General features: G+C 59.2%; 14 protein-coding genes and 1 pseudogene. 13 read left to right on the plus strand and 2 right to left on the minus strand.

Annotated elements, in window-relative coordinates; genetic code table 11:
- Positions 1 to 283: 283 nt before the first annotated feature.
- From ACA063_RS02980 to ACA063_RS03010, 7 genes are all read left to right on the plus strand, one after another.
- Complete coding sequence (locus ACA063_RS02980; RefSeq protein WP_162439125.1) at positions 284 to 1351, plus strand: DUF2333 family protein; 1068 nt, start codon at positions 284 to 286, stop codon at positions 1349 to 1351.
- A gap of 3 nt (positions 1352 to 1354) precedes the next feature.
- Entirely contained in the window at positions 1355 to 1903 is a 549-nt protein-coding gene (locus ACA063_RS02985) for an NUDIX hydrolase (protein WP_497664734.1), read from the plus strand.
- Positions 1904 to 2287: 384 nt separating this feature from the next.
- Positions 2288 to 2659 carry a translation initiation factor Sui1 gene (locus tag ACA063_RS02990; protein WP_090176030.1) on the plus strand — a complete coding sequence of 124 codons (372 nt, stop codon included), beginning with the start codon at positions 2288 to 2290 and terminating at the stop codon, positions 2657 to 2659.
- Between the two features lie 213 nt (positions 2660 to 2872).
- Positions 2873 to 4786: an arginine decarboxylase gene (gene speA / locus ACA063_RS02995; protein WP_497664735.1), complete on the plus strand. Its 1914-nt coding sequence runs from the start codon at positions 2873 to 2875 to the stop codon at positions 4784 to 4786.
- A 234-nt stretch (positions 4787 to 5020) separates the two neighbouring features.
- Positions 5021 to 6337 carry a type VI secretion system Vgr family protein gene (locus ACA063_RS03000; protein ID WP_497664736.1) on the plus strand — a complete coding sequence of 439 codons (1317 nt, stop codon included), beginning with the start codon at positions 5021 to 5023 and terminating at the stop codon, positions 6335 to 6337.
- Entirely contained in the window at positions 6334 to 7116 is a 783-nt protein-coding gene (locus ACA063_RS03005; protein WP_497664737.1) for a DUF4123 domain-containing protein, read from the plus strand. Before ACA063_RS03000 ends, ACA063_RS03005 begins: the two co-directional genes overlap by 4 nt.
- 62 nt (positions 7117 to 7178) lie before the next feature.
- Entirely contained in the window at positions 7179 to 8009 is an 831-nt protein-coding gene (locus ACA063_RS03010) for an alpha/beta hydrolase (RefSeq protein WP_497666463.1), read from the plus strand.
- On the opposite strand, the gene ACA063_RS03015 is transcribed toward ACA063_RS03010, so the two are convergent.
- Positions 8003 to 9352, minus strand: a complete 1350-nt coding sequence (locus ACA063_RS03015) for an MATE family efflux transporter (RefSeq protein ID WP_497664738.1) — start codon at positions 9350 to 9352, stop codon at positions 8003 to 8005. The genes ACA063_RS03010 and ACA063_RS03015 overlap by 7 nt on opposite strands.
- Positions 9353 to 9450: 98 nt before the next feature.
- The gene (locus ACA063_RS03020) at positions 9451 to 9744 is read right to left on the minus strand and encodes a hypothetical protein (protein ID WP_162439119.1); all 294 of its coding nucleotides are present in this window, start codon (positions 9742 to 9744) and stop codon (positions 9451 to 9453) included.
- Positions 9745 to 10044: 300 nt separating this feature from the next.
- Between ACA063_RS03020 and ACA063_RS03025 the strand changes: the two genes are divergently transcribed.
- The 6 genes and pseudogenes from ACA063_RS03025 to ACA063_RS03050 all read left to right on the plus strand — a co-directional run.
- Positions 10045 to 10347, plus strand: a complete 303-nt coding sequence (locus ACA063_RS03025; protein ID WP_162439118.1) for a MazG-like family protein — start codon at positions 10045 to 10047, stop codon at positions 10345 to 10347.
- Positions 10347 to 11096 carry a methyltransferase domain-containing protein gene (locus ACA063_RS03030; RefSeq protein ID WP_194691520.1) on the plus strand — a complete coding sequence of 250 codons (750 nt, stop codon included), beginning with the start codon at positions 10347 to 10349 and terminating at the stop codon, positions 11094 to 11096. Before ACA063_RS03025 ends, ACA063_RS03030 begins: the two co-directional genes overlap by 1 nt.
- 12 nt (positions 11097 to 11108) lie before the next feature.
- Positions 11109 to 11732, plus strand: a complete 624-nt coding sequence (locus tag ACA063_RS03035) for a DUF4136 domain-containing protein (protein WP_497664739.1) — start codon at positions 11109 to 11111, stop codon at positions 11730 to 11732.
- 54 nt (positions 11733 to 11786) lie between these two features.
- Positions 11787 to 12344 carry a DUF4136 domain-containing protein gene (locus ACA063_RS03040; RefSeq protein ID WP_497664740.1) on the plus strand — a complete coding sequence of 186 codons (558 nt, stop codon included), beginning with the start codon at positions 11787 to 11789 and terminating at the stop codon, positions 12342 to 12344.
- A 391-nt stretch (positions 12345 to 12735) separates the two neighbouring features.
- Complete coding sequence (locus ACA063_RS03045) at positions 12736 to 13998, plus strand: pilus assembly protein TadG-related protein (protein ID WP_497666464.1); 1263 nt, start codon at positions 12736 to 12738, stop codon at positions 13996 to 13998.
- Positions 13979 to 14185: pseudogene (locus ACA063_RS03050) on the plus strand (response regulator); the annotation flags it as partial. The gene ACA063_RS03045 and the pseudogene ACA063_RS03050, both read left to right, overlap by 20 nt.
- Positions 14186 to 14199 lie beyond the last annotated feature (14 nt).

Here is a 14199-nt window from a genome sequence, read left to right on the forward strand (position 1 = left end):
GCGTCCGGCTGCGAAGCAGTCGTAGGAACAAGCGCCTCGGTGTTGCAGTGAAATCTCGCGCGCAGGTTTTACGACTGCTTCGCAGCCGGACGCAGGCTTCGCCAGCTGCTACAGGGTGCTTTGTTCTGGATGAGAGTGTACGAGGCGTATGCTTCGCTTGCTCCAACAAGGAGTGCGCTTCATTTATAGTGGCGGCTCGATCAGATTCTGCGCGGCAAACGAGGCACGATGGCGTAGGGTTGTGGTCGAACCGATGAACTCAAGTGATTGAAAGGATATCGCCATGCTGGACTGGAAGAACCGCGCGGGCAGTGCGCCTGAACGTGCCGCTGAACCTAAATCGGCTGCCCGCAGCTATATCGGTGGCCTGCTGTTCAGCCGGGCGCTGGCCACTCTGATCGCCATCTACCTGATTGTGACGATTGCCCTTGGCTGGTACTGGAGCCAGGAGCCTGCACTGTTTCCGGTTCAACAGAATGCCCAGGTCGCTGCCGAGAAAGAAGGCAAGCAGATGGTGATCGGCTACACCACGGTTGAAACCCTCAAAACCGTTGCCGGGACCCTACTGAACAAGCCGGGCGGCTATATTTCCAACGACCGTTTCCCGCCGGGCCTGTGGATGGACAACACGCCAAGCTGGGAATATGGCGTGCTGGTTCAGGTCCGCGATCTGACGCGCGCCTTGCGTAAAGACTTTGCCCGTTCGCAATCGCAGTCGGCGGAAGACTCTGATTTGGCCAAGGCCGAGCCGCGCTTCAACTTTGACAATAAGAGCTGGGTGCTGCCCTCCAGTGAGTCCGAGTATCAGGAAGGCATCAATTCCCTGAGCCGTTACCAGGCTCGCCTGTCCGATCCTTCGCAGAAAAACGCGCTGTTTTATGCCCGTGCCGACAACCTGAACAACTGGTTGGGCGATGTGGGCACCCGTCTGGGCTCGCTGTCGCAACGCCTGTCGGCCAGTGTCGGTCGGGTCAAGCTGAACACGGCTTTGAAAACTGAAGTCGTGGCGCCGGGTCAGGTACCACAGGTCGACGAAGAAATCGTCGAAACTCCGTGGATGCAGATCGACAACGTGTTCTACGAAGCTCGCGGCCAGGCCTGGGCCTTGTCTCACCTGTTGCGCGCTATCGAAGTCGACTTCGCCGATGTACTGGCCAAGAAGAACGCCACCGTGAGCGTGCGTCAGATCATTCGTGAGCTGGAAGCGTCGCAAGAACCGGTCTGGAGCCCGATGATTCTCAACGGTAGTGGCTTCGGTGTGCTGGCCAACCACTCGCTGGTCATGGCCAACTACATCTCCCGGGCCAATGCTGCGGTGATCGATTTGCGTCAATTGCTCAATCAGGGCTGAGTCATGTCCGACAGCGACAAAGAGGTCGCCCACCGTGCGGCCTCGGATGCCGAACAGATCGCCTGGGTCGACGAGCAGGATAATCTGCTCGGCGCCCTGGTCCGTTCCGATTTGCGCGAACGCGAGCTGATCGGGCGCGGCACCTACATCATGCTGTTCAACTCCGCCGGTGAACTCTGCGTGCACCGGCGCACCCTGAGCAAAGCGATCTACCCGGGTTACTGGGACGTCGCGGCGGGGGGCATGGTGCTCGCGACTGAAACCTACGCCGAGTCGGCTGCCCGTGAGCTGGAAGAAGAGCTGGGCGTGAGCGGCGTGGAGCTGGTCGCTCACGATCACTTTTTCTTCGAAGACACGGGGAATCGCCTCTGGTGTTCGGCGTTTTCGGCGGTGTGGGATGGCCCATTGATCCTGCAACCGGAGGAAGTGCTCGAAGCGCGCTTTCTCCCTGTTGATCAGGTCATGCTCGAAATACAGCAAAAGCCTTATTGCCCGGACTCCCTGGCTGCATTGAAGCGCTATCTGAGAGCCCGCGGCGATGACGTCGCATAAGAGGCATAAATTGGCGCCGATTGGCTCTTAGCAAGTCGGCTTTTTGTCGTTACACTGCGCGACCTTTTAAAGCTGAACCGGGTTTGCAAGCGTTGTAGGCGGTGTCGGAGCCGTAGGAATTGAAGGAGCTGTAGGACCTGTAGGACCTGTCGAGTGCAACGAGGCTGCGATCTTTTGATCTTGTTTTAACGCTAACGTCAAAAGATCGCAGCCTCGTTGCACTCGACAGCTCCTACAAAGGTCCCACGGTCCCACGGCCTCACGCTTATACGCTCCACAAAGGGTTTTACCGTTTCAGTAGCGCTGCCCCTGCCTGAGTGGGGCTTCGCGGTCGATGGCACCCAAGTGCTGCGGCCAGTCTTTGTCCTCCCAAGAGGATTGCCGGTGGCCAAAAAAGCCGCATCCTTCGCCGCCCTTGGTGGCCTGGTATTTTCCACCGACGCAGGTCGTCATTGCCCGGATTGCAGTAAACCGGTGGATGCCTGCATCTGCAAACAGACCGTTATCCCGGCTGGCGACGGCATTGCTCGCGTGCGCCGCGAAAGCAAGGGCCGTGGCGGCAAGACGGTGACGACCATCACCGGGGTGCCATTGGCTGAAGATGCGCTCAAGGACCTGGCCACGACGTTGAAGAAACGCTGTGGCACGGGTGGGGCGTTGAAAGACGGGATCATCGAAATCCAGGGCGATCATGTCGAGCTACTCTTGGCCGAGCTGATCAAACTCGGTTTCAAAGCGAAGAAGTCCGGCGGCTAGCAGCCTCTGTGAAAACCACCCTCGGCTTGATCCGGTCCTCACAGCAGGTCCGGTGTCGCCCACATGGTTTTCACAGAGCCTGTTCTGACCGGTTTCTAAACTCACTGCGGTCAGCGAGGTCTATCCCTCGTTGACGAACCGTCATTTTCATTCTTTAGACTGCGCCGGCCTGAACCCAGGCGACGCTCTATGACTTCTTTATAGGGGACTTCAATGTCCGTACGACGCACACGCAAAGACGATGGCAGCCAATGGACAGTTGCGGACAGCCGCAGTGTTTACGGGATTCGCCATTGGGGGGCCGGGTATTTCGCGATCAATGACGCCGGTCGCGTCGAAGTTCGTCCGAACGGTCCGACCAGTTCGCCTATCGACCTGTTCGAGCAAGTCGACCAGCTGCGCAAGAGCGGCTTGTCCTTGCCATTGCTCGTACGTTTCCCGGATATCCTGCAAGACCGCGTGCGTCAGCTGACCGGCGCATTCGATGCGAACATCGAGCGTCTGGAATACCAGAGCAAGTACACCGCGCTGTACCCGATCAAGGTTAACCAGCAGGAAGCGGTGATCGAGAACATCATCGCCACGAAGGACGTGTCCATCGGCCTGGAAGCCGGGTCCAAGCCTGAGTTGCTGGCTGTACTGGCGTTGGCACCGAAGGGCGGCACCATCGTCTGCAACGGTTACAAGGACCGTGAGTTCATCCGCCTGGCGCTGATGGGCCAAAAGCTTGGTCACAACGTCTTTATCGTGATCGAGAAAGAATCCGAAGTTGAGCTGGTGATCGAAGAGGCCGCCTCGCTGAAGGTCAAGCCTCAGGTCGGTCTGCGGGTGCGCCTGTCGTCCCTGGCTTCGAGCAAATGGGCTGACACCGGCGGCGAGAAATCCAAATTCGGTCTGTCGGCGGCACAGCTGCTGTCGGTGGTCGAGCGATTCCGCGCCGCGGGGCTGGACCAGGGCATTCGCCTGCTGCACTTCCACATGGGTTCGCAGATCGCCAACCTGGCGGACTACCAGCACGGTTTCAAGGAAGCGATCCGTTACTACGGCGAGCTGCGTAACCTGGGCCTGCCGGTCGATCACATCGACGTCGGTGGTGGTTTGGGTGTCGACTACGACGGTACCCACTCGCGCAACGCCAGTTCGATCAACTACGACATGGACGATTACGCCGGTGTTGTGGTCGGGATGCTCAAGGAATTCTGCGACGCGCAGAGCCTGCCGCACCCGAACATTTTCTCCGAGAGCGGCCGTTCCCTGACCGCTCACCACGCCATGCTGGTGGTGCAGGTCACCGACGTCGAGAAGCACAACGACGACGTGCCGCAGATCGAGAACAAGGAAGCGCTGCCGGAAACCGTGCAGTGGCTGGTTGACCTGCTGGGTCCGACCGACATCGAGATGGTCACCGAAACCTATTGGCGCGCGACGCACTACATGAGCGACGTGGTCACCCAGTACGCCGATGGCAAGCTGACCCTGGCCGAGAAAGCCCTGGCCGAGCAATGCTACTTCGCCGTGTGCCGTCGCCTGCACAACTCGTTGAAAGCCCGTCAGCGTTCGCACCGTCAGGTGCTCGACGAACTCAACGACAAACTGGCTGACAAGTACATCTGCAACTTCTCTGTATTCCAGAGCCTGCCGGACACGTGGGCCATCGGCCAGGTTCTGCCGATCCTGCCGCTGCACCGTCTCGACGAAGAGCCGCTACGCCGTGCGGTATTGCAGGATCTGACCTGCGACTCCGACGGCAAGATCAAGCAATATGTCGACGAGCAGAGCATCGAGACCAGCCTGCCAGTGCACGCGCTGAATGAAGGTGAAGACTACCTGTTGGGGATCTTCCTGGTGGGTGCCTACCAGGAAATTCTCGGTGACATGCACAACCTGTTCGGTGACACCGACTCGGTGAACATCTACCAGAATGCCGACGGCAGCGTGTACCACGCGGGTATCGAAACCCACGACACCATCGAAGACATGCTGCGCTACGTACACTTGTCGCCCGAAGAGCTGATGACCCACTACCGTGACAAGTGCGCCAGTGCGCGCATCACCGCGGCAGAGCGTACCCAGTTCCTCGATGCTCTGCGTCTGGGCCTGACCCGCTCGTCTTACCTGTCTTCTTGAGGTAAGTCTGCGTTTCACCTGGCTGTCTGAAAATTTCCCGCGTACTGCGGGAAACTTCAGACCGCCCGGTGCGACGTTTCTTTTTTGCCTGCCGAAATTTCCTGCTTTCTGGCGATTAAAACCCTATCGTCCTCTTTTCGCGTAGGTCATTTCCTAAGTTGTAATTCGGCACTCTACTCGGCCATGTCTCTCAGCGAGAATCCACGGCCGCCCCCCTCTTGTAGAGAATCGCCGATGTTCAATCCAGTCAACGAACGTTCATTTCGTCTGGATGTAGCAGGTCTGCACCACCCCCTTGAAGTCCTGTCTTTTACCGGTCGAGAAGCCATCAGCGAGCCTTTTGTGTTCGACGTGGAGCTGCGGGTAGATGACCCGGCGCTGGACCTTGCCAGTCTCCTGTACCGCTCGGTTTTTTTGAGTTTTGGTTCAGCGGGTAACGGTATTCACGGACAGCTGCATGAACTGGTTCGGCAGGAACATGGCTCGACGCCGTGGTGCTGTCGGGTGCGTCTGGGGCCGCGGCTCGGTTGTTTGTCCCAGCGCTACAGCCAGCGAATGTTCAGTGCCAACTCGGTGCCGCAAATCCTCAGCCAGGTGCTCCGTGAGCACGGTATTGCCGACGGGGATCGGCGTTTCGAGTTGAGTGGCGATTATCCGCTGCGTGATTTTTGTACGCAGTACCAGGAGTCGGACCTGCAGTTTCTTCAGCGACTCTGCGCTGAAGCGGGACTTCACTATTACTTCGAACATCGCCCGCGTGGGCATTGCCTGGTTTTCGGTGATGCTCAGGGCCGCATTCCAATGGGTGGGCGTGAAATGTTCCAGGCGGCGGGCGAGCAACCGGCGGTGCGTCAGTTCGGACTTCAAGAGGGCCAGGCCCTTCAGGCCGATGCCTACGGTCGTACAGATGTGATGACGTTGCGCAGTGGTCAGTTGATGCAGTTGTGCGCACACCCGATCGCGCGGTGGAATCAGCTCTGGCTGTTGACCCGTATTGAACATCGATGGAGTCGGGAGCCGATGACGCCCTACAGCAACCAGATCCACGCCGTTGACTGCGAGCAACCCCTCGTCGTGCCCAAACCGGCCGTGAAACCACGGATGCACAGCCTCCAACGGGCCTGGGTAGTCGATGTCGATGAAGCACGGCCCGATGCATCCCGGTCAGTGGCCGTGCAGTTTGACTGGCTGTATCAGGGCGAAGGTGCAACGCCCAGCCACTGCTGGCTGCCATTGGCCGAGGAGCTGTGCCCCTCATCCGCAGCACTATTGCCCGAAGGGGCTGAAGTGGTGGTGAGCTTTATCGAGGGTGATCCGGATCAGCCGGTCATCGCGGGATTTCTCCAGGCGCCTGCGACCGCAGAGCACGCGCTAGAGCCCGAAACGGAACAGAAATCCGGAACGGTCGAAAATTTAGCAGCGCTGCTGCACTCGGGCGAGCCTTTAGTGCTGCTTTGCCTGATACCCGGCGGCGGCAGTTTTCACCATTGTGCGCAGACCCTGTGCACCTGTCGGGTCGCAATGGGGACAGGCCGGAGCGACGCCGCATGAGTGGCGCATTGGCGCAATGGCTGTTGTTCGACGGAACCGGTGTGCCACAGACGAGTGCAACGCTGCACAGCTCATTTGCCCATGTGCAGCGTTTCTGGATATTCGAAGGTACGGAACTGCATGCGTTGCGCGAGCAGGGCCCAGTTCTGATTGACCTTGCTGGCTGTCCCCATCTGACTGAGTCATGCCACAGCGAAGCGCACCTGTGGCCCGGCTTGTTGCTGTTCAGTGAGGCTTCGGCTGCGCAGTTGCTTTTCCATCTGCGGCGGATGCTCACGGTGTCGATCGGTCTGCACCATCGAGCCCTGTTGAGTTACTACAACCCGTACACCGCGAGTTATTTTTTCGACGCCTGCGATGCCCGTGAATTGAGTTGCTGGCTGGGACCGGTTCGCCAGTTACGCTGGTTTGGCGGGACGTGGGCCGACCGGGCGATCGGCAGTCAGGGTTGGCAACAACTGAGCAATCCCGGGCTTGTCGTCAGCCCGCTGGGCATTGAGGAAAGCCTCAGCCCGCGCCAGCTGGAGAAGCTGCAAACCTGTTTGCTGGAACAACACACCTGGCATTGGTGCCAATCAACGGGCACCGATTATCACCACCTGTGGTCCCATGTTCAGGAGGGCCTGGCGCTGGGTTTCAGCGAACGCCCGGTACTCGATGACTGGTTGTGGCTACGCTTGCAATACCCCCACGCATTACTGGCAACACCGCTGCCGGGACTGACTCAGCTGGAACGTCTCGAATGCCTGCGTTACCTGTGGCAGAACCATAAACTCTGAACCCGAGGTTCACCTTGATGGCGAGCAAGATCCGACGATTGTTCAACCTGGCCATCGGGGCAATGTTACTGGTGGGGGCGACCGCCTGTTCACCGCTGAAGATGCTCAATGCCCTGACTCCGGACGGTACCTTCGACAAAACCGAAGGCATTGCCTATGGCAGTGATCCCCGGCAAAAACTCGATGTGTATGTGCCACACCACCCCATGGAAAACGCTCCGGTGGTGGTGTTTTTCTATGGCGGCAGCTGGAACAGCGGTTCACGGGCCGATTACGGTTTCGTTGGCGAAGCTCTGGCATCGCGGGGGATCGTGACCGTGCTGGCGGATTATCGCTTGTACCCGCAGGTTCGCTATCCGGCCTTTCTTGAAGATGGAGCGAAGGCCGTCGCCTGGACGCATGAACATATCCGGGAGTATTCCGGCAATCCGCAGCGGTTGTACCTGATGGGCCACAGTTCCGGCGCGTACAACGTCGCGATGCTGGCTCTGGACCCGAAGTTGCTGGAGACGGTTGGGCTGTCGCCACACAACATCAGCGGCTGGATTGGTCTGGCAGGGCCGTACGATTTTCTTCCGATCGAAAATCCTGACGTGCGCCCGGTGTTCTTTTGGCCGAACTCGCCACCCCAGTCACAACCCGTCAATCATGTCAGCCGCGGCGCTCCGCCAGCCTTGCTGATGGCTTCGCGCGACGATGAGCTGGTCAACCCGACCCGCAACACCGGTGGCCTGGCGTTGAAATTACGTGAAGCCGGGGTGCCGGTTCAGGACCTGTATTTTGCGCGCACCGGTCATGCCACGCTGGTGGCGACACTGTCACGACCGATGCGTGGACTGGCGCCGGTGCTGGATGAGGTCACAGGCTTTATCAGAGCGACGCCGACTCAGTGAGTTTTACCCGCGAACCAGCCATCGTCCTTGCGTAAATACCAGGCAAACGCGGCAAGCGTCAGGCTGCGCAGCAACATGAACAAGAGGAACGTGATCCACAGGCCATGGTTGCCCAAGCCTTGCAGCGCCCAGGCAAATGGCAGCAGCAACACCACCGTCAACAGCATCCCGTTGCGCATTTCCCGGGCGCGTGTGGCGCCGATGAATAACCCGTCGAGCAGGTAGCTCCACACGGCAATCAACGGCAACGCGGCCAGGTAGGGCAGGTAGATGAACGCCGTGTCGCGCACGCTTTGAATATCGGTCTGCATCTCGATGAACAAATGCCCGGCGAACAGGAACAGCACGGCAAAGCCCAGGCTCGCCAGCAACGACCAGCCGCAGGCCACCACTAAAGAGCGGCGCAACGCATTCCGGTCCCGCGCACCAATGGCATGCCCGCACAGGGCTTCCACGGCATGCGCCAATCCATCGAGCGCGTGGGCCGTCAACAGCAAGCCATTGAGCAGCAGCGCGTTGGCGGCCACCGTGGCATCGCCCAATCGAGCGCCCTGCACGGTGATCAGGAAAAACACCGATTGCAGTGCGAGGCTGCGAATGAAAATGTCGCGGTTGACCGCCAGCAGTGGCCGCCAGCTCTGCCAGATCGCCAGCGCGGCCCAGGCAATGTGCCCGGGGTAGGCGCGCAAGGCTTTGCGGGTCAGCAGCAGGCCGATGAGCGCGCCTGTCCATTCGGCGATCACCGACGCCCGAGCGGCACCGACCACTCCCCATTCCAGTCCCAACACGAACCACAGGTTCAAGGCGATGTTGACCAGGTTGGTGCTCAGCAGAATCGCCAGCGGCGCCCTGGCATTCTGCGTACCCAGGAACCAGCCGACCAATGCATAACTGGCCAGCGCCGCCGGGAGACCGAAAAGCCGCGTGTGGAAGAACTCGCGAGTCAGCTGATCGAGCTCCGCCGAGGGCTGCATGAAATGCAGCGCGACGCCGCTCAAAGGCACGCCCGCTGCACCCAGGACAATTGCCAGTCCCATGGTCAGCAACAGACCCTGCAATAGAATCTGCCGCAACGCTGCGCCATCACCTCGCCCGGCTGCCTGCGCCGCGAACCCGGTGGTGCCCATACGCAGGAAGCCCATGCCCCACGCGAGAAAGGTGTACAGACTGGCCCCGACTGCAACCGCGCCCAGTTGATGGGCATGGGGCAAGTGGCCGATGACAGTGCTGTCGACCAGCGCCACCAACGGTACGGAAATGTTCGAGAGAATCATCGGGGCGGCCAGTGCCCAGACCCGACGATGGGTCGGGCGGTCGCGCCAGTCAGTGATCAGGTTGGACATGCAGGCTCCTTGGGGGAGCGGGCATTGTAGCGACACATTTGGAATCTACAGCGATCCATTTGTGGGAGCTTGGCTCCCACAGGGGAGGAGGGCGGGGGTTAGTGGATTATCCAGCTCAATAACCAAAGCCCCAGCAGCAACCAGATGATCCCCATGATGATCGACGCATTCATGAACGCCCTGATTGCTGACCACAGCAACATCAGGCCCAGGATCAAGGCAATGATGCTGATGATCGAGGTGTCCATTCCCAGCGCCCGGGAAAGCCCTTCGACGAAGTTGGCGCCAGCATGGCTCAACAGGTTGAACAGACCGCTGAGGCCGTCAACGATAAAGCGGATAACCGAGCCGAGTGCCTGGCCGAGCCATTCGAAAAAGCTTTCTACCTGCATGTGGGCGTCCTTGAAAAAATGATGGAATGATTGCCTTGCTTGAGCCTTGGCCATAGATCGCGGCGTAGGAGCTGCCGAAGGCTGCGATCTTTTGATCTTGATCTTGATCTTGATCTTGATCTTGATCTTGATCTTGATCTTGATCTTGATCTTCATCGTTCAATAGATCAAAAGATCGCAGCCTTCGGCAGCTCCTACAAGGGATGCGACTTTTGATTATGGGGCAAAGTTCTGCTGCGCATCGATACACTTGCCATCGCTGGCCATCCCCCCGAAGCTATACGCCTTCAGGAGAGCCCGATGAACCTTGTTGAACTGACCCAACGCCTGCACGCCATCCGTGATCGCAATGACTGGCGGCAATTTCACAGCCCCAAGAACCTGGCCATGGCCGCGAGCGTCGAAATGTCCGAGCTGGTGGAGATTTTCCAGTGGCTGACCGAGGACCAGTCCCGCCAGCTACCAGCGGACAAGCTCGCCCACGCCGGGCAGGAAGTGGGCGACATCGTGCTTTATCTATTGCTGTTGTGCAGTGAGTTGGGGTTGGACATGAATGAAGTGGTACGCAGCAAACTCGCGGACAGCGAACGGCGGTTCAGCTGATGAGCGACCGTCATTTCGATCAGTTGGCGACGCGCTTCGCTGAAAAAATCTATGGCGGCGCCAAGGGCGCGATCCGTCTCGCCGTGCTGCAGGCGGACCTCGCTGAAACCCTGCCGGACCGCCCCTTGCGCGTTCTCGACATCGGCGCCGGGCTGGGCCACATGTCGTTGTGGCTGGCCCAGCGTGGCCATGACGTCACGCTCGCCGAGCCCGCCGAACCCATGCTCGAAGGTGCTCGCCAGCGCTTCGCCGAGGCCGGCCAGAACGCCACGTTCATTCAAGCACCCTGGCAGGACCTGCTCGGCCAGCTCACCGAACCCTATGATCTGGTGCTGTGTCACGCCGTTCTGGAATGGCTGGCCGAACCCCACGCGATCCTGCCAGTACTGCATCAACTGACCAAACCCGACGGCTGGTTGTCCCTGGCGTTTTATAACCGCGATGCGCTGGTCTATCGCAACCTACTCAAAGGCCACTTCCGCAAAATGCGCAAGAACGACATGGCCGGCGAAAAGCAGAGCCTCACACCACAACAGCCCCTTGATCCGCGCGAACTCGCGGCGCAACTTGAAAGCCTGTGGCGGGTCGAAACACAGAGCGGGGTCCGGGTTTTCCACGACTACATGCCGGTGGAGTTCCAGGCTCGCGTCGAGTTGGTGGACTTGCTTGAAATGGAGCTGGCTCACCGTCGTCACCCAAGCTTTGCCGGGCTTGGGCGCTACTTGCACTGGATCTGTCGGCCAGTCTGATCGGAGCACGAAATGAAAAGTCGTTCAGGGTTACTGGTGATCTGTCTGGGGTTGGCCGCCTGCCAGGGCAGCAATCCTTATGTGGCAACGTCCAAACCCTTGCCGCCCGCACCTCCGCAAGCGGCCACCACTTTCGACCGCAGTGCCTACCCGGCACCCCCTCGTGACTATGGACGCTACCGCAGTTGGGCCTGGTTGAACGGGCAACTGCCGCCGGGAACTGCGTGGGCGGATTCCGCGCAGGTCGCCGAAGCCGTCAGCAACGCCCTCGACCAGCGCGGCTTGCGCCCCTTGCATGACAATCGTCCGGCCGACCTGTTCGTCAGCGCCGATCTGCGCGTGGAAACCCGTTTGCGCCAGGTTCAGGACGACTATTACGGCGGCGGGTACTACGGCGGGGGAGGCGGATACAACCGTTGTTGTGGCAGCGGTTATGGCGTCTACAACAATGTGCCGATCGTGCGGACCTATCAAGAACAGGTCGTGGTTGTGCACGTCGGCCTGTTCGACGCACAAAGCGGCCAGCCGGTGTGGAGCGCCAGCGCTGAAACCAGCGATACGGGCACTCAAAGTGCGCGAGCGGATGCGATCAGGAAGGCTGTGGAAAAGGCCATGTCGGCGTATCCTCCCAGTTAGCTTCTGTAGATAAAAAGCATTGCGCAGGTTCATGCCGTTCACCGGAGAAAAATCATGTTCCGCCGACTCGTTTTACTGGTTGTGGTTGCGCTGCTGAGCGCCTGCGCCTCGGATCAAGTCAATCACGACTTTGACGCCAGCCGCGACTTTGCCGCCTACCGCGGCTGGAGCTGGAAGGAACCCGCCCTGCAATATCGCCCTGATGACCCGCGGATCAAGAGTGACCTTACCGAGCAACGCATTCGCCAGTCGGTAAGCGAACAGCTCGATCAACGTGGCCTGCGCCCAGCGGCTGCTGGCACTCGAGGCGACTTGAACGTGCAGACCTACCTGATCATCGAAGAGCGCCAACAACAGGTGACCACCAATTACGGCGGCGCCTGGGGTGGCCCTTGGAATGGTTACTACGGCGGCCCGATGTACAACGAAACCCGTAACATTACCTACAAAGTGGCGACGATCCAGATCGACATGCTTGACGGCAAGGACGGCAAGTTGGTGTGGCGCGGCAGTGACGAGCAAATGCTCACCCGCTCACCGAACCCGACCGAACGCAGCAATGCGATACGCGAAACGGTCGGTCGGATATTGGCCAATTACCCGCCAAGATAGTCATTTGCCGTAAAGGTTTGTAGGAACCCGTAGGGGCAGGTAGGGGCAGATAGGGGCAGATAGGGACCAGGTTGGGGCAGGTCGGGGCCTGTAGGAGCTGTCGAGTGAAACGAGGCTGCGATCTTTTGATCTTGCTCTTGAAAAACAAAATCAAAAGATCGCAGCCTCGTTTCACTCGACAGCTCCTACAGGTTTCTACAGGTTCTACAGGTTCTACAGGTTCTACAGGTTCTACAGGTTCTACAGGTCCCTACAGGCTCGCATCAGCTCTTGCCACCGACAGGTCTACCAAGATGCCAGCAACGACACCAACCCTTGTCTACACTGATTTTTACCCACGGAGGTAACCCTCGGCAGTACGCCGGCAAAGGAGTGCGCGATGTCTCCCCGCATGCAGTTTCGCGGCCCGACCGCTCAACGCGGCGCGATCGGTTTGATGGCGGCGCTGACCCTCGGCCTGGCGATGATGTTCATGTTGCTGGTGGTCGATAGCGGTCGGCTATACCTGGAGCAGCGCAAGTTGCAACGGGTGGCTGATGTGGCTGCGCTTGAAGCGGTCAGCCGAGGCGGTAACTGCAAAGCTGGCCTCTCGGCGGCAACGTTTGTCCGGCAAAGTGCCGCGCGCAACGACTTTGTCGCCGCTACCGATAAAACACTGGTCACTCAATGCGGCTACCTGCTGACCGGGGCCGACTCTTTGCGCACGTTCAACGTTGACCCGGACAAGTCTTCCGCCGTGCGGGTAGTCGCTGGACATACCGTCCTCACGAGTTTGGCCGCCGGTGTTTTTGCCTTGTTTTCCAGCGGCCCCGTCATTCTCAATACAACACTCAGCGCGACAGCGGTTGCCGCGGCGCCATTGCCACCCACGGCTCAATTGAGTATCCGAAGCACCGTCGCCGATGTCAGTTTGCTGAACCCTCTTTTTTCAGCCCTGCTGGGGAGTTCGGTGAACCTGACGGTGGCCAGTTGGAATGGGTTGTTATCAGCGCACCTCAATTTGCTGGATTACTTGAATCAGCTAGCCGTTGATTTACAGGTGACAGCAGGTGATTACGATCGGCTTCTCGCTGCTGACGCCACGATCAAAAAACTGCTTCAGGCCGCTGCTACCGTTGCGACGCGCAATGGTGCAACCGCTGAAGTCGTCGCAGGACTTAATGCCTTGACCTCCGTGGCGGTCAACCCTGGCACCCTGCATTTAGGCGATATTCTCAAACTTCAGACAGGTGGAAATTCCTCTGCGTTGAATGCCGATCTAAACGTCTTTCAATTGGTTCAAGGGTTCGTCCAGTTCGGCAACAGCCAGAATGCGGTCGCGGCGAATTTGCCGGTCAGCCTGTTGGGACTTGGCTTGGGTGCCACTGCAAAAATAAGAGTCATTGAGCCGCCGCAGTTTTCCGTTATCGGCAATCCGGCGCTTGCCAAGCTGGATCCCTTGGGGGCAAACCGGATTTACGTGCGCACTGCACAAGTCAGGGCGTTGGTGACCATCGATTTATCTCTCGTGACAAACCTGCTGGGCGTAGTGACGGACTTGTTATCCGTCGTCACGGGATTATTAGGTCTGGATTTGCGAGTGCTGCCCGAACCGAACCTCGATATCAGTCTTGAAGCGGGAGGAGGAAACGTTTATGTCACCGACCGATTTTGAGTGGCTGCAAGGCGCCCTCGCCCCGTTGGGGCAGGTTGTCAGTGCCGGCGGGGGCAGCCTCGACGAGCTGTTGGCGCTGGTCGACGTCACCTTCGCCAGCCTCGTCTTCGTCGGCCTCGACCGCGAACACGTGGTGGCCCAAAGCGCGTTGATCGAGGGTGCACTCGAAGCCAAACCGATGCTGGCACGGAGCAATCATGT

The organism is Pseudomonas sp. LBUM1643, from assembly GCF_059716215.1.